The sequence below is a fragment of the Paenibacillus sp. FSL H8-0282 genome (assembly GCF_037963825.1).
Lineage (GTDB): Bacteria > Bacillota > Bacilli > Paenibacillales > Paenibacillaceae > Paenibacillus_AQ > Paenibacillus_AQ odorifer.
The window spans coordinates 4,814,350-4,830,568 of the sequence record NZ_CP150146.1 but is presented as its reverse complement, the minus strand read 5'-3'; the positions used below and the strand labels follow the sequence as shown (position 1 = coordinate 4,830,568).

11 protein-coding genes are annotated in these 16,219 nt (G+C 43.0%); 10 read left to right on the top strand and 1 reads right to left on the bottom strand.

From position 1 onward, the window contains the following. Positions 1 to 300 precede the first annotated feature (300 nt). The 8 genes from NST94_RS20965 to NST94_RS20930 all read left to right on the top strand — a co-directional run bounded on the left by NST94_RS20965 (position 301) and on the right by NST94_RS20930 (position 7,523). Positions 301 to 549, top strand: coding sequence for a hypothetical protein (locus NST94_RS20965; RefSeq protein WP_143765051.1), 249 nt, complete (start codon positions 301 to 303; stop codon positions 547 to 549). A gap of 322 nt (positions 550 to 871) precedes the next feature. Then, on the top strand, positions 872 to 1,648 hold the full coding sequence (locus NST94_RS20960; protein WP_339281225.1) for an RNA ligase family protein: 777 nt from the start codon (positions 872 to 874) through the stop codon (positions 1,646 to 1,648). A gap of 407 nt (positions 1,649 to 2,055) precedes the next feature. Beyond that, positions 2,056 to 2,832 (top strand): ABC transporter ATP-binding protein, encoded by a 777-nt coding sequence (locus tag NST94_RS20955; protein ID WP_339281224.1) that lies wholly within the window; start codon positions 2,056 to 2,058, stop codon positions 2,830 to 2,832. Positions 2,833 to 2,875: 43 nt separating this feature from the next. After that, positions 2,876 to 3,886, top strand: coding sequence for an aliphatic sulfonate ABC transporter substrate-binding protein (locus NST94_RS20950; protein WP_076129472.1), 1,011 nt, complete (start codon positions 2,876 to 2,878; stop codon positions 3,884 to 3,886). 37 nt (positions 3,887 to 3,923) lie between these two features. Further along, positions 3,924 to 4,775 (top strand): ABC transporter permease, encoded by an 852-nt coding sequence (locus tag NST94_RS20945; protein WP_076129473.1) that lies wholly within the window; start codon positions 3,924 to 3,926, stop codon positions 4,773 to 4,775. Next, positions 4,772 to 5,584 carry an ABC transporter permease gene (locus NST94_RS20940; protein WP_076129474.1) on the top strand — a complete coding sequence of 271 codons (813 nt, stop codon included), beginning with the start codon at positions 4,772 to 4,774 and terminating at the stop codon, positions 5,582 to 5,584. Before NST94_RS20945 ends, NST94_RS20940 begins: the two co-directional genes overlap by 4 nt. A gap of 31 nt (positions 5,585 to 5,615) precedes the next feature. Then, complete coding sequence (locus NST94_RS20935) at positions 5,616 to 6,974, top strand: LLM class flavin-dependent oxidoreductase (RefSeq protein WP_076302722.1); 1,359 nt, start codon at positions 5,616 to 5,618, stop codon at positions 6,972 to 6,974. Between the two features lie 258 nt (positions 6,975 to 7,232). Beyond that, positions 7,233 to 7,523, top strand: a complete 291-nt coding sequence (locus NST94_RS20930) for a MazG nucleotide pyrophosphohydrolase domain-containing protein (protein ID WP_036676004.1) — start codon at positions 7,233 to 7,235, stop codon at positions 7,521 to 7,523. 77 nt (positions 7,524 to 7,600) lie between these two features. Here the strand turns inward: NST94_RS20930 and NST94_RS20925 are convergent, their stop codons facing one another. Continuing rightward, positions 7,601 to 8,350, bottom strand: a complete 750-nt coding sequence (locus NST94_RS20925) for an SDR family oxidoreductase (protein ID WP_076129478.1) — start codon at positions 8,348 to 8,350, stop codon at positions 7,601 to 7,603. A 164-nt stretch (positions 8,351 to 8,514) separates the two neighbouring features. On the opposite strand from NST94_RS20925, the gene NST94_RS20920 reads away from it, so the two are divergent. Beyond that, complete coding sequence (locus NST94_RS20920) at positions 8,515 to 9,432, top strand: LysR family transcriptional regulator (protein ID WP_076134485.1); 918 nt, start codon at positions 8,515 to 8,517, stop codon at positions 9,430 to 9,432. Positions 9,433 to 9,549: 117 nt separating this feature from the next. Next, positions 9,550 to 15,999, top strand: a complete 6,450-nt coding sequence (locus NST94_RS20915) for a phosphodiester glycosidase family protein (RefSeq protein WP_339281223.1) — start codon at positions 9,550 to 9,552, stop codon at positions 15,997 to 15,999. The last annotated feature ends 220 nt before the right edge of the window (positions 16,000 to 16,219 follow it).

The following is a 16,219-nucleotide window of genomic DNA, read 5'->3' as shown; positions in this document are numbered from 1 at the left end:
AGTAACATTGTTTACAAGCAACTTCAATCATTTCGCATTAAAGGTATCAAAATCATCTGATAATACAATCTTACAGACTGATAAATCATGGTCATAAAACCTATAAATACCTAATGGCTACAACTCGGAATTGATTGCCTTGGTAGAAGATAAGCTGCGGAAAATATTCCATTTAATGTTATAGTGGAGTTAGTAGGGTAAATCCTTTGTTATTTTAGATACGTACATGCTTGAATTTATTAAGGCTTGCCCTATATTTATATTTATCGTAGTGCTTCTGACTATACTAAATCTACGGCTATGATACGAGATGAGATAGCTATTGGTGGTTTAGAGAAAGGTTCAATTGGCCTTGTAATTAATAATACGCAAGTTTTAAAAGATGCTAAAACATTTTCAGTGGTGATTGACAGTAAGACTCGTGAGTATGAATATACAGGTGGAAAATATCTAATTATAAAAGATAGTAGGATTTGGAATCCGACTGCTCAATTAAAAATTATTTTCTCAAATGATAAAAACGAAACAATATTTGAATCAGATTATTAAAGAAGATTTATTGGTGTTTACTACTATTTACATATTCTTATTTTGCTGATTTTCTATTACATGAGTATCACTTGAAAATACATATAAGAACCTTCTTTGCGTATAACCTTCATGCGTAATCAACAAAGTAATTACGTAGATTATGATGATACTTATCTTCAAAGTTAAATTGGTAAACAAATAAGGAGAACTCTTTATGACAATCCCATCAGGAATAACACGTGAACACGTAATCAGTGGTAAAATATTCCTTGGCTATCTTTGTTTATGTTTATAAGAACAAGAGTCATATAAAGTGAATTTGAAAGTGGGAGAATAGTTTATGGATTTAAAGAAAATTAATTCTTTAACAAAGTACCCAAGCATTCTTACATATCATCAATTAGGTGAACGAGGTCGGTTAAATGATGTTTTAACGGAGTCAAGAGGCTTCGCAGAATTAGACGATGTTTTTGTTTGCGAAAAAGTAGATGGTGAAAATTCAAGGATCATTTTATTAAAAAATGATAATAACGAAGTTGATTATCTAATTGGTTCCAGAGAAGAATTGTTATATGCAAAAGGAGATAGAATCGGTAATCCTTATGGGAACATTGCGGAATTTCTTAAGCCGTTAGCAGAAAAAGTAATTGCAGATATCCTTCTTGAGGGTGACTGGGCATTAACCGTAATTTATCAGGAATCTTATGGAGGGAAAACTAAAGCATCCAAGAACTATTCTGACAGAAAAACTCAAGGGTATCGTGTATTTGATGTGTTCTCCTTGAATAAGGATGAATTATATAGACTTCTTGAGTTATCGCAGGAGAAAATTGCGATGTGGCGTGATCACGGAAATCAACCATTTTATGATGAAATTGAGAAGAAGAGATTTATTGAAAGTATTGATTTGCAGTCTGCACCACTTCTTGAAACCATAAAGGGTTCCGAGTTTCCAACTTCTCTTGAGAGTACATATTCTTATTTAAAAAGATTCGAAAACACGCAAGTAGGCATCGACGCATCAGGCAAATCAGAAGGAATCATTGTTAGAACAACGGATCGTAAACAAATTAGAAAAATACGGTTTGAAGATTATGAAAGAACGTTTAGAAAGTAATAGCTGGAATTATTATCAATGCTGATATTTTCAGAATTTAGCATAAGGTTCCTTAAGAGATGGCGGTTGTGAACAGCCCTCAAAATACTGCTTATTCATTGGTCCAAAACCAATAAATATGCGGTATTTTTTTGTGCAGTTTTGAACTCCAATTAGATAAATCCCTATCGACTATAACTAATACCATGTCCTTGCCATTCGCAAAACCTCCCCACTTCACAAAACATACACCCATTTGGCAAATAATGTTTGACATGTGAGGAATGTCACTGATAAGATGATGTAAATTAAACCTAGTTGAATAATCGGATAAGGTTCTTCAGAGGATTTCATTATTTTTTTACTCTGAATACCTATTAAATACATAAGTATAGTTTAGTTTAAATTTATCGGAAAGGGTGAATGGAGTGTCGGAGGAAACACTGGTTATCGAACATTTGAATAAAGTATTCGCCGCGCCTGCAGGTGATGTTATCGCATTAAGCAATATTCAGCTGAAGGTGAAAAAAGGCGAGTTGATTACGATTATAGGTCCCAGCGGCTGCGGAAAAAGTACCTTGCTAAAAATTGTGGCAGGATTGGATACGAGCTATAGCGGCACGGTTCTACTGAATGGCAAACAGATCGACGGTCCGAGTATTGAGAAGGGATTTATTTTTCAAGAACCAAGACTTTTTCCGTGGTTGACGGTGGAGCATAATATTGCAGCAAATTTATCGTTTAAAAATCCAGAGGTTCGCAAAAAAGTAGATGAATTGATTGAACTTGTACGATTAAAGGGTTTTGAGAAATCCTATCCACGTGAGCTGTCAGGCGGGATGGCCCAACGAGTATCTATTGCTAGGGCGTTGCTCCGTAATCCGGATGTATTATTGCTCGATGAACCTTTTGGCGCACTAGACGCTTTTACTAGATCACATCTGCAAGAGGTACTTCTTGATATTTGGCAGAGCAATAAGACGACTATGTTATTTGTGACTCATGATCTGGATGAAGCTGTATTCCTGGGTGAGCGGGTAGTCATTATGAATCCCCGACCTGGGCATATTCGCAATATTCTTCCCATCGATTTACCGTTTCCGCGAAAAAGATCCAGTACTTCATTCCAAGAATTACGTCGACTGGTTCTGAGTGAGTTTGAGAAAGTAGAAGAACCGGCAATCGATGTTGGAGCTGGTATCTAGATAAAGAGAGTCCATTTTTTTATAAAAAGGGGAGAAATGATCCATGAAATTATTTCGTAATTCACTACTTCTTATGTTTGTTTTGACTGTATTTGCAACAGGCTGCGCTTCGAATGAAAAGAGTGCGGGAAAGAACGACGCCAACAAATATGAAGGTGTGACCATTAAGATTGGCGTGCAGGGCAGCGGGGGGATGTTTGGTAAAGCCCGTGAGGAAAAATGGTATGAGCAAGAATTTGATAAGCTGGGCGTAAAAGTAGAATGGACGGAATTTCAAAGTGGACCCCCAATGACAGAGGCGATCGCTTCTAATAAGTTGGACATAGCGACTCTTGGTAACATGCCGGTGATCGCAGCCCAAGCTGCGGGTATTCCTATTAAGATTATCTCACAAGTATTAGAAGGTACGAATAACGTTGCTCTTCTTGTACCTGGTAGTAGTACTGCTCAGAAACTGGAGGATCTGAAAGGCAAGAAGATAGCTGTTACAAAAGGCAGCAATGCTTACAACTTCCTTTATCGCGGTATTGAGGAATCAGGTCTTAAAGAAGCAGATTTTGAGATTATCCAGCTACAGCCTGATGAAGCACAACCTGCATTTGAAACCGGTGGCGTTGATGCATGGGCTACATGGGATCCGTATATTACTCTTAACGCATTGACCGGTAAAGGGAAGGTTTTGACGGATGGTGAGCAATTGGGTGTCTTATCTCCTTCTTTTGTGATCTCCCGTTCAGCGTTCGCAGAGAAATATCCAGAACTAGTTACGCTTTATTTAAAAGTAACCAACAAAGCTATAGCTTGGGAGACAGATAATCGCGCTGAAGCGACTGAAAGATATGCAGCTGAGCGGAACATTCCGGCAGCGGTAATCGAAGGTACGTTTGAACGTTCCCAGATGATCAACATTCCAATTAGCGATGCTGTTGTTGAAGAATTGCAGAAGACAGCCGATTTTCAATTTAATATTAAGAACATCCGTAAAGAGATTGAAGTTTCTAAAATAACAGACAATCAATATATTGAAGCAGCACTGAAGGAACCTTTGAAGTAACGGATGAAACCACAGATGTAGAAAAGAGGTTGTTTACATGCAATTCAGTGCTGAAAAAGCTGTGATCTCGCCACTAATTCATAAGAAGAATCCAGTAAAGAAGCGCGGACTTTCCATCCAAACGACGAATGTATTGCTTGGACTTATCTTACCAATTGCTTTACTCCTGATTTGGGAGATAGCCGGAGCGATGGGAAAGTTAAATCCTATATTGCTGCCAAGGCCAAGTGAAATATGGCGGGAACTGGTTAGCTTGACCGCGTCCGGTGAGCTGGCGAAACATTTAGGCATATCTGCTTGGCGGGCACTGCTTGGTTTCTTAATAGGGGGAGGGCTTGGCTTAGCGGCGGGTTTGTGGGTAGGCTTCTCATACAAAACAGAACGTTTGCTGGATCCGTCGCTGCAAATGCTGCGCACGCTGCCCCATTTAGCAATCGCTCCACTTTTTATTTTGTGGTTCGGATTCGGTGAAACCTCAAAAATATTGTTGATTGCCAAAGGTTCATTTTTCCCATTATACGTGAACACATTTCTAGGAATCCGTTCGGTGGACAACAAGTTGTTTGATGTTGGGAGAGTACTGCAATTCAGTAAATGGCAGATGGTGAGTAAGTTAATTATTCCAGCCTCACTGCCCAACATCTTTTTAGGTATCCGTTTGTCTGTGGGCATAGCTTGGCTTGGACTTGTCGTAGCGGAGATGATGGGCTCTAGCTCAGGTGTTGGCTATCTAATCAATGACGCGCGATCGTTTTCTTTGACCACAGTGGTATTTGTTGGGATCATCGTGTTTGCTGTAGTAGGTAAACTGTCAGATTCATTAGTGAAGCTGTTGGAATCGAGATTGCTAAGATGGCAGGACAGTTATAGGGGAGATAAAGGATCATGAGCAATCACCTATCCAGTAATAAAATAGAGCGTCACGACGATGGTTTAAGCTGGATTCCAAAAAAACTGCATGGTTGGATTGTACCTCTAGCTCTAGTGGTGATTTGGGAAGTGGCAGCTGCGCTCCATCTAGTCTCTGCGACGACATTGCCTGCTCCATCTACCATTATTGCGCAGTTCTTTTCTTTAATAGCTAGCGGTGAGCTGTTTCGACATCTGGGGATTAGCGCCTATCGGGCAGGGCTTGGCTTTTTATTGGGATCTGCTACTGGACTGCTGCTTGGCTTATCTACAGGACTTGGGAAGTTGGTAGAGCGTACACTGGATCCATCTTTACAGATGCTTCGGACGATTCCATTACTTGCCCTTATTCCGTTATTCATTTTGTGGTTTGGTGTAGGTGAATTTTCTAAAATACTAATGATTTCATTAGGTGCTTTTTTTCCAGTTTATCTGAACACTTTCCTAGGAATTCGTAATGTTGATATCAAGCTTGTTGAAGTATCCCGTATTTTCCAATATACAAGATGGCAGTTGCTTAGCAAAATGATTATTCCGGCTGCAATGCCTAATATTCTACTTGGTATTCGCTTATCACTTGGTGCATCGTGGCTTGTACTCGTCGTAGCGGAGATGATGGGAACAAGTGCGGGGATAGGCTATATGATTCAGGATGCCAGAGCTTATTCGCAAACAGATATAGTATTCGTTGGAATTTCAATCTTTGCAGTGATAGGAAAACTTTCGGATTCCGCAATTCGATTGCTGGAGAGAAGATGGCTGCATTGGCGTGATACATTCAAAGGTTAACGAACTCTAGAATTCGAAAGGCAGGGTCATTATGGGAACCAGAAAAGATCAGCTACATTTAGGTGCATTTATTTATTATTCAGGACATCATCATTATGGCTGGCGTCATCCGGAATCGGGAGCGGATAAGATCTTCAATTATAAATTTTATCGCGAATTGGCAAAAACCGCCGAGCGTGGGAAGTTCGATATGATGTTTTTGGCGGATTTGTTGTATGTGATGGGTGCGGATCAAGCAGCTTCGGGTATGCTGGACCCATTGACGCTGTTGTCAGCCCTTTCGACAGAAACAGAAAAACTCGGATTAACGGCTACCGTATCGACCACGTATAACGAACCTTATAATGTGGCTCGCAAATTTGCTTCTTTAGATCATATTAGTGAAGGCCGAGCGGGTTGGAATATTGTCACCTCCCAGCTTGATGTGGAAGCTTATAACTATGGGAAGCCGGAGCATCCAGAGCACGGACTTCGGTATAAAATGGCACGTGAATTTGTTGAGGTGGCAACGCTTCTCTGGGACAGCTGGGAGGATGACTCTTTAATCGTCAACCGCGAAGAGGGACAATTTGCTGACGCGAAGAAGATCAAAGAAGTGGAATACAAAGGGGAGTGGTATTCTACAAAAGGAACCCTCAATGTTCCTCGCTCACCTCAAGGGTATCCTGTACTTATTCAAGCCGGATCTTCTGGTCCAGGACAAGATTTTGCAGCTAGTTTTGGAGAGGTGATCTTTACGGCACAGCAGTCGCTTGAAGCGGCTAAGGCCTTCTATGAAAGCGTCAATTCCAAATTAGCAGATTATGGCCGTGAACGTGGTAGCTTAAAAATTATGCCGGGCTTATCTCCGATCATTGGAGCGACCGAAGAGGAAGCCCAAAGTAAATATAAAGAACTGCAGGAGTTGATTCCTCCTGCCGCTGTTGTTGGTATGTTGTCTGGCATGTTGAGGTTTGACCTGTCCGAATACCCAGTAGATGGACAGCTGCCTGAGATTCCTGATCCAGTAGAAGCATCAAATGGAATGAAAAGCCGGGTTCAGCTGATTATGGATATGGCTCGTAAGGACAAATTATCGATATTAGAATTAGGCCGCCGTTTGCTTGGTGCACGAGGACATATGCAGTTTGTTGGAACCTATGAACAATTGGCAGATTTAATGCAATTGTGGTTCGAAGAGTACGGCTGCGATGGATTTAATATTATGCCACCAGTACTGCCGGGCAACTTGGATGAATTCGTGGATCATGTTGTGCCCATCTTGCAAGCACGCGGCTTGTTCCGCACTGAGTATACGGGGAGTACCCTTCGTGAACATCTAGGATTGGAGCGTCCGGATATCCATCATTTCCAGAATCGTAGAGTGGCTGAAGTAGGGGCTGGTAAATAAGGTGATCATCGGAGTGGATCTATTCAGATTGTACCGAGTTGGCTATTGAGGTATCACTATAGTGAGCAAAATGCAAAGAAGCGATTCTTCGATAAATGAGGAATCGCTTCTTTTTTATGGCATTGTGAGAGCGTTCTTGTCTAATAAACAGCAAAGTCTTGGAGAGTTTGTATTCTTAGATCAAAAGGATGATAATTGGTAAATACGCAGGAATAATTACTTTACATAACTTTATACCAAAAAGCGAGGCGTAAGGAAATGAATGCAGCAGAGTTTCAACAGTATGTTAAGGAGTTCAGTGAAATCAAAGGGTTTGATACCAGCACCATTGAGCAGAGAATGCTGTACTTAATGACTGAGGTTGGGGAGTTGTCCAAAGAGGTTTTGTCGGTATCTTTTCATCCAGATGCGGAGCGGAAAGAAAACTTGGGATATGAGATGTACGATGTGGTGTGGAATATTTTTGATCTGGCCAATAAACTTGGTATTGATCTGGAGCAGGCGTTTAAACGTAAGCTGGAGATTAATGAACAGAGGACTTGGGAGTAGGGTGTATCTATTGAATACTTTAAAAAAATCCAAGGACCTCCCTCGAGGGAAGCCTTGGATTTTTTTCACCCTATACTTTATTTAAATGAAGCATAACCTTCATCAGCCATTACAACACTACCGTTAATTGCACTAGCTTCTGGTAAGGAGAGCAAGTATACAGTGTCTGCAACTTGTTCAGGTAATGTTAGTTTGTTACCCATTACTTTGCTCTTCATTTGGTCAACCATTCCTTGATCTTTATATCCTTGGATAATTGGCGTATCTACAGCGCCTGGAGCAACGGCAAGCACGCGGATGCCATGAACCGAAAGTTCAAGTGCTGCGGATTTAGTCATCATAATGACCGCACCTTTGGAAGCGTGATATGCGAATGTACCTGGGGAAGCTAGGAATCCAAATACAGAAGCTGTATTGATGATCACACCTTTGATGCCGAGCTCACGCATTTTTTTACCAGCAGCGATAATCCCATGGGCTACACCATGCTGATTGACATTAATGACACTGTGATAATCCTTAAGGTCTTGGTCTAGTACAGGAGTGACGCGGCCGATCCCGGCATTGTTGAACATAACGTCAATTCTTCCATAAGTATCTACAGTTTTTTGAACCAGCGCTTCGACATCTTCATATTTGGAAACATCTGTTTTGACGAAAATTGCTTCGCCACCCTCTTTAATAATTTGTGCTACCGTTTCTTCACCTAATTGTTGATTGAAATCGGCAACGACAACTTGATCACCTTTACTTGCAAATTTAATGGCGGTTTGTTTCCCGATTCCACTGGCTCCACCTGTTATTACGGCTACTCTTTTGTCTGTCATTTGAGTTTCCTCCTCAAGAAATATAGTTATACTAGAAATGAAAGTTGATATAGTAAAATTGGTTACTTACTAACTTATTTACATTGTAACACTTGTCTAAATTAATTAAAATTTAAGTAAATTTAATAGTTATTAAGTAAAGATTAACTTAAGGGGTGATTCAAATGAATTTGGAGCAATGCGAGAATATTGTAGAAGTCGCAAAGATTGGTTCTTTAACCAAAGCAGCTCAGAATCGTCATATCACTCTATCCGCAATGAGTCAGTCCATTACCATGCTGGAGGCTGAGCTGGGAGTTACTTTGTTCATCCGTTCGCGCGGGCAAAAGGCGGTTCCCACAGCAGAAGGAAATGCCATTATTAGCAAAGCAAATGAAGTCCTGATGAAAGTAAATGAATTAAAAGAAGAAGCACAGATTTACAGCGATACGTTAAGTGGTCATTTGAAAATTGCTACGATACCTGGACCCATGCATCTGATGGTGAAGGTAATCTCTAGTTTTAAGGCAGATTTTCCAAATGTGAAAATAGAGATTTTTGAAAAAGGACCCAAAGAAATTCTGGATAATGTACTTCAGGATGAAATGGACATTGGACTTATGGTCTCACCGGAGGGAATGCCTGACACATATAAGGGGGTTAAGTTTGAACGGTTAATGGAAGGAAAAATTGTAGTTGGTGTACATCCACACTCACCGCTAGCCCTGAATTCAATCCTTACACCGGATCAGTTAGTGGGGCAGACGTTGGTTTTATACGATGATCCTTACATTAAGGACTATGTAGAGCGATATTTATCTGGCTATGGGCCGATCAATTTGCTTTTTGTAAGTAACAACACACGGGCGATTGAGAATGCAGTTGCAGAAGGACTGGCCATCACAATTGGTCTGGATTATTCGTTTCTAAAAATATCAGAGATGACTTCTGCCTTCATGAAAACCATCGAGTTACGATCACCAGATACCCGTGCGAAATATTCAGGAGCTATTGTCTCTGCTTCAAAACAGACCTCCCAGACCGCCCGGAGATTTATCAACAGGCTAAAGCATGAATTTGATGAAATGATTAGACGAAGTTAACAGTATGCCTTGGTAAATTTTATCTAACCTTTACGCTTCCTAGTTAATATTAACCCTATGATGTTGTCCAAGCTCAGATCGATATTAGGACAGCCAAGTGGGGAGGATGTCAACACAGTGAGAAGGTATCTAAGGCAAATTAATGTTGTTGTTATCTTTGTTTTGTTGATTTCGTTGTTACAACCGGGGGCAATTGTTCGCGCTTCCATCTCTGATTTACCAGAAACAGACTACGGAACCGTTATTGATGTTCGCCAAACAGAGCTTGCACCTGGGGCGATGTATACCTGGATGGATCTCCAGAATGATCGTGGTTTACAAAAGATACATGCAGTGGAGTTCAACCCGCAACAAGGAAATTTGGAGCTGCGGGCAGGTACGAAGGATGGAAAGGTATACGGTATGAAAGGCGTTACAGAAATGGCCACGTATGCGGATTCACCTGAAAACCGAGTGATCGCAGGAATCAATGGTGATTTCTATGAAATCTCCGGTTTTGCTACGGGTGTTCCTAATGGGTTATTTATGGATGAGGGTGTAATCCTGAACAGCTCGATTTCAGCTTTTACTTTCGGTTTAAAAGAAGATGGCAGCTCGATTTATGGGGTGCCGAAGCTGACCAAAAACGTGACGATAAATGGAAAAACAACCAATCTGACTAGCATCAACCGTTATCGAAATACGAATGAGCTGGTTCTTTATACGGAAGATTATAATACAACTACAAAGTCAACCAATGAGGGTGACGAGGTTGTTCTAGATATTGTCGAGGGAGAAGTGAAAAGCGGCCAGACCTTGAAGCTGAAGGTATCTGAAATCCGCAACAATCAAGGCAATACGCCGCTTTCCCAAGGAAAAGTGGTTTTATCTGCCCAGGGTACGTCCCGTGCTGTTCTGCAAGGGTTATCGGTTGGCGATAACGTTACTGCAACCTTTGCGCTTAGCGGAGAATGGAATGATGTGAAGGTAGCCATTGGCGGCGAAGGGCCGCTGGTAAAAGACGGAGTAGTTCAACAAGGCGTAGGGCCTTTAGGAATTCATCCGCGGACAGCCATTGGGACAAAAGCGGACGGAAGTCTCGTTCTATTCGAAGTGGATGGAAGATCGCCAGGTTTTAGTGAGGGCGTAGATACCGATGAGCTTGGCAACATTCTGAAGGGTATGGGCGTAGTGAACGCCATGAATCTGGATGGTGGCGGTTCTTCTACTTTTGTGGCCAGAATGCCGGGTACATCTGGTGTCCGAATGATGAATCAGGGCTCAGATGGTTACGAGCGTAAAACCGGTAACGGTTTATTGCTTGTCAATACAGCCCCTGAGCAACCTTCGGCTTCTAAGCTGGTTGTGCAGCCGAATACGGAACGTATTTTGCAAGGCTCCAGCTTTATATTCAAAGCGGCAGGAGTGGACGAGAACGGCCATCTGGCGCCTTATTCGGGTACGCTGAATTGGCAGGTGGACGCTAACCTTGGTACTGTCGATGCGAACGGAGTCTTCACCGGAGGAATCACTGCCGGCACAGGAAATGTAATTGTAGAGGCTGGGGCAGTCAAAGGCAGTGCTGAAATTGAGGTTGTAGATAAGCTTACAGAGCTTAGGTTTCCTGATGAGATCAAAACTTATTCTTCAGGTGCTGCTGCACAATTAACTGTGAAGGCGCTACGTAATGGACAAGTGATTCAAGCTGACAACCCTAGCTTCGAATGGCGGGTTGAGGGCGAGATCGGAACCGTGGACGAGAAGGGTCTGTTTCAGGCGACGAGTGAGAACGGGAAAAACGGAAAGATTTATGCTAAATACAGGGACGTTGAGACCTCTTTTGAAGTAAATGTGGGGTTACCGCCTGTAATGCTGGAGGATTTTGAGAATGGCATTGATAAATATATAGCCTCTAGTGCAGCAGCTAACAGCGTGGCGATTCAGGAAGTGTCGGATCTGGATTTTGTCCGCAACGGGGACAAAGCCTTGAAGCTGGAATATGATTTTGTTAATAAAACAGGCACATCCGGTGCTTATTTAGCCGCAAGCTCAACCGCCAATCGGATTCAGATTCCGGGGTATCCTGAAAAGATCAGTATGTGGATCTACGGAGATGGCAAAAAGCACTGGCTGCGGGGACAGATTCGGGAGGGCAATAATGCGGCAGTGCCTGTGGATTTTACTGATCAGGTAAATGGTGTGAACTGGACGGGGTGGAAATACGTCGAAGTATCCGTTCCTAAGGGGAAAACCACCCCGTTAACGATGGATATGCCTGTCCGCTATATGGAGACAAGCAATCTTAATAAGAGTGCGGGAGCTATTTACGTTGATGATATTCGTGCCATTTATGGCCCGCTAGAGGAGGACAGAATACCTCCTATTCTTAAAGATGCATATCCTGGCGTGAACGAAATTGTCAAAACAGCTACACCGACCCTTTCCGTCAATGGTGAGGATGATGGTTATGATCCAGTAGTGCATCCGGGAACGACCTTAATCGATCCTGACAAAACACGAGTATATGTGGACGATCAATTAGTGGAGCATGGCTTTTATCCTCCAAAAGGTCAGATCACTTATAAACCAAAGGTTCCACTTACAGAAGGCCGTCATAAAGTAAAAGTTGCCATCCGCGATTTGAGCGGTAACCAGACGATAAAAGAATGGTATTTTACAGTAAATTTGGGCTCTCCGTTCTATTTATACAAAACACCAGAAGTAGTATATGCCGGCAACACCTACACTTTGGACGTAACGGCAGAGAAAGCGAGCAAGCTGAAGGAAGGAAATCTTACGTTTGCTTTTAATCCGGCTGCAGTTAAAGATTTGCAGGTAATTCGGGGGAATAAGTTATCAGAAACACAAGTGGAGTCCATCATTGATCCGGCATTGGGCACTGTGCGTCTTAACTTAACGAATATCAATTCCTCCAATCTGGGAGATACGGATCTCATCGGGCAAATTCAATATACAGTTCGAAATGATTTTGTGGGTCCCTACACTCAGGAGCAGTTGGCTGGAGATATTAGCAAAGCTTTTGTAATTGAAAATACATCCGGATCGGTAACTTCTACAGAGGGTACTGGAGTTCCTATTTCTTTTATTGGAGCAGCTGTTGAATCTGTTGTGAAGACACAGTTGATGCTCACTTGGAACCATTATGATCTTGCGAAGGGCTTTGATGCATCTTTTGCGGTAAAAGATCTGAATGGAAGTGTCGTTGAAGGAGCAAAGCTGCTGTCCGATGGAGTGGAGGTACAAGGTGTTGCTTCAGGGGCAAGTGGAACACTAACTACTGACTTTGTCACTTCAGCAGAAGGAACTTTTAAATTGCAGGCGGTAAAAGGAAATACCTATAGTCCTGTAATGACGTTCAAGGTTGCTCCATATGACGCTACTGCAGCTCCGCGTAATGTTAATGTTACGATGGGCCAAGATGCAGCAACTTCTCGCCAGTTCACTTGGCAGACAGAACCGTTGACCATGGATACTGTAGTAGAACTTGTGAAAAAAGCGGAGTTTACAAGCTTTCAAGCTGCGAATGTAATAAAAATTACCGGCAGCAGTTCAATTTACAACACCAACAATGACGGAACGATGCGAGTTCATAAAGCGGAGGCCACTGCGCTTACCCCCGGAACGGAATATGTATATCGTGTGGGTGATGGCGAGTCAAATGTAAGTGAGCAAGGAGCTTTTGTTACAAGTGGTGGTGAGGACACTTCTACAAAATTCCTGTTTATCGGAGATTCCCAAGCAGATTCTAAGGCTGGTTTTGGTCTTTGGGGAGATACGATTGAAGCGGCTTACGCGTATATGCCGGATGCGGAAATGCTGGTTCATGCTGGAGATATGGTGGATAAGGGCTTTGAACAAGAGCAGTGGAACTGGTGGTTTGATGCAGCTCAAAAGCAGCTGATGAATACCACACTTGTTCCGATTATCGGGAACCATGAAGTGATGGGAACCAATGGAGATGGGGATTATCTGGCGCAATTCAATAACCCGCAAAACGGTGCGGCGAGCGTAAAAGGTACGAATTATTCTTTTGATATTAAGGATACGCACTTTGTGGTTATGAATACAGAGCATTCAGGTAGTCCGTTTACTGAACAGGCCGAGTGGTTGGATCAGGATCTTTCCGCTACAGATAAAAAGTGGAAGGTGATTTTTTTCCATCAAGGACCGTACGGCAGCATCTATTCGAATGAGCAGGTACAAGCGAAGTGGGTTCCGGTCTTTGATAAGCACAACGTAGATTTGGTCATGAACGGTCATGATCATATCTATTTGCGAACTTTTCCGATGAAGGAGGGTAAACAGGTTGCAGAAGGCGAAGGCACTCGGTATGTTATCGGCGGTTCCTCGGGTCCTAAGTTCTATGCGCTGACACCACGTTTTTGGCAGGAAAAAATATATGACGAAGATGAGCAAATCTATACGGCTGTTGAGATTGAGAAGAACGAGATTACGGTTACCGCAAGAACAGTAGACGGGGTTGAGATTGACCGTTTAGTAATCGGCAAATTGGTTCCGGAATCCATTACGCTGGATCAAACTGCTGTAGAGCTTGAGCCTGGGGCTAGCCTGCAATTGCAAGCTAAGGTGGGGCCGGATGAGGCTAATCATCTGACAAAGCTTTGGACCATCGTTCCTGATACGGCAGACTCAGTTGTTACTGTAAATGAATATGGCTTGGTTACAGCATTGAAGCCAGGGACAGCTAAGATAAGAGTCACAGTGGCAGGTTACCCGAATATTTTTGCCGAAAGTACGATAACTGTAGATGCGCTGCAAGCAATTAAGCTTCAGGGAAAGAGACAGCTTAAACCGGAAGAAGTCGACCAATCTGTAACAGAAGCTGTCTACGCATCTGGGAAACGTACCGCAATATTAGATGGACTTCATTATTCCAGCTTGAATGAACATATTGCTACGATCAATGATCAGGGTTTAGTTCAGGCTCATCAGGAAGGCTCCACTGTGATTTCAGTAACCTATAGGGAGTTCGCCTCGGAGTATAACCTTGTAGTAACAAATGATGAAGCACCTATTCTTACAGAAATAACGATGGATGGGCCGGATTCGCTGGAACAAGGAAGTATTGGCTCCGTTGTTGTTCAGGCGGTATACAGTGACGGCAGCAAGAAAGAATTGTTCGAGGGAGTAATCTTTGATACATCTGATCATTCCATTGCAATGATTAGTGAGGCTGGAGAACTTCATGCTCTGAGTGCTGGTACAACAAAAGTCAGCGCTGTTTATAACGGTTTGAGCACTGAATATATTCTGATAGTGACTGAGGGCTCGCCGGGTACGACACCAAGCCCAGAGCCGACACCAACGCCGACACCGACACCAACACCACGTCCAGAGCCAACATCAACGCCGGGTGCTTGGGTGCCGGGACCTGCGGTGACACCAACGCCAACCGCTACACCAACTCCGTCGGCATCAGCACAAACGGGCGTAGTCACCATAACGGCTTCTCAACTGTCAGAGAGCAAGAATGCTCAAGGTGAAGTTGTGGTTTCTGTTAATGGGGCGGTTACGGAATTACTTTTGCCAGGCAATGCAGCAGAGCTGCTTGGACACGCACCGCTTAGAGTGGTTATGCAGGATTTATCCGTTACGATTCCTGCTACAGTACTGGCAGAACTAAGTAAGCTAATCTCAGCTGAGGCTCTTGCCAAGAGTACGATTTCGCTACGGCTGAAACCTGTAGCTGATAATACAGCAGTGGGCCTGTTGACTCGTGCAAGTACACTTGCGGGTGCACAATTGCGGGCGAAAAGTGATCTGCGGGAATGGTCGCTTAGCATATTCACACAAAATGATCAGTCCTTCTCGTTAAGACAGTTTGCAGAGCCGATTATGATTTCTTATAAGGTCGGTGCAGATGTAGATCGAAGCTTATTAGGAATTTATTTTATCGAAGACGTGGGTAAATTAGAATATATGAGCAGTACATGGACGAATGGTTATCTATCTGCTGCCGTCAGTCATTTTAGTAAATACATTGTTTTAGAAGTTGATAAAACATTCAAAGATTTGAAGTCCGATCACTGGGCTTACCTTGCTGTGAAGCAGCTTGCGGCAAAACAACTTGTACAAGGTGTTGCTGCGGACCAATTTGATCCGAACCGTGCGGTTACACGGGCGGAGTTCACAGCGATGTTAGTTCGTGCGCTTGGCTTGAAAGGTCGAGCGGAACCTGCTTTCGCTGATGTACCTGCAGATAAATGGTATGCAGAAGCAGTAGGGTTAGCCAAACAAGCTGGAGTGATTAACGGCCAGACTGCTTCACAGTTTGAACCGGAGGCGAAGATCTCCCGCCAGGAGATGGCTGCAATGCTGGCTCGTGCATATGCTTACGCGAAGAGTAATGTATCTGTAGCTAGCCGTAACATTTCGGCATTCAACGATATTGGTTATGCTCCACAGTGGGCTCAAGAGGCAATCAGCGAAGTGTACAGACTTGGTTTGATGCAAGGACGGGCTGAGGGACAATTTGCACCGAACCAAAACGGAACACGTGCTGAAAGTGCACAGACGATCCTCAACCTGCTGAGTGTTATGGAGTAATGATTGTGGCCAGTCTCAGGTTGATGGGGACTGGCTGTTTTTTTTGATAATTCGATTAGTTGGATATGTGCAGGGTACGCACGCATGTACACAGAGGGGGAAAGCGAATTAAAAGTAAAAACAGGTAGTGAGACACAAAGGATTGGAGAAGGGAAAATGGAGAACGGAAAGTTAAGGCACGCTTGCTGAGGCAGGCTAAGACACGCTCGCTGAGGAACGC

Coding starts and splice junctions, on each gene's coding strand:
- NST94_RS20945 (WP_076129473.1), top strand. CDS start 3,924: ATGCAATTCAGTGCTGAAAAAGCTGTGATCTCGCCACTAATTCATAAG.
- NST94_RS20920 (WP_076134485.1), top strand. CDS start 8,515: ATGAATTTGGAGCAATGCGAGAATATTGTAGAAGTCGCAAAGATTGGT.
- NST94_RS20925 (WP_076129478.1), bottom strand. CDS start 8,350: ATGACAGACAAAAGAGTAGCCGTAATAACAGGTGGAGCCAGTGGAATC.
- NST94_RS20935 (WP_076302722.1), top strand. CDS start 5,616: ATGGGAACCAGAAAAGATCAGCTACATTTAGGTGCATTTATTTATTAT.
- NST94_RS20940 (WP_076129474.1), top strand. CDS start 4,772: ATGAGCAATCACCTATCCAGTAATAAAATAGAGCGTCACGACGATGGT.
- NST94_RS20965 (WP_143765051.1), top strand. CDS start 301: ATGATACGAGATGAGATAGCTATTGGTGGTTTAGAGAAAGGTTCAATT.
- NST94_RS20960 (WP_339281225.1), top strand. CDS start 872: ATGGATTTAAAGAAAATTAATTCTTTAACAAAGTACCCAAGCATTCTT.
- NST94_RS20930 (WP_036676004.1), top strand. CDS start 7,233: ATGAATGCAGCAGAGTTTCAACAGTATGTTAAGGAGTTCAGTGAAATC.
- NST94_RS20950 (WP_076129472.1), top strand. CDS start 2,876: ATGAAATTATTTCGTAATTCACTACTTCTTATGTTTGTTTTGACTGTA.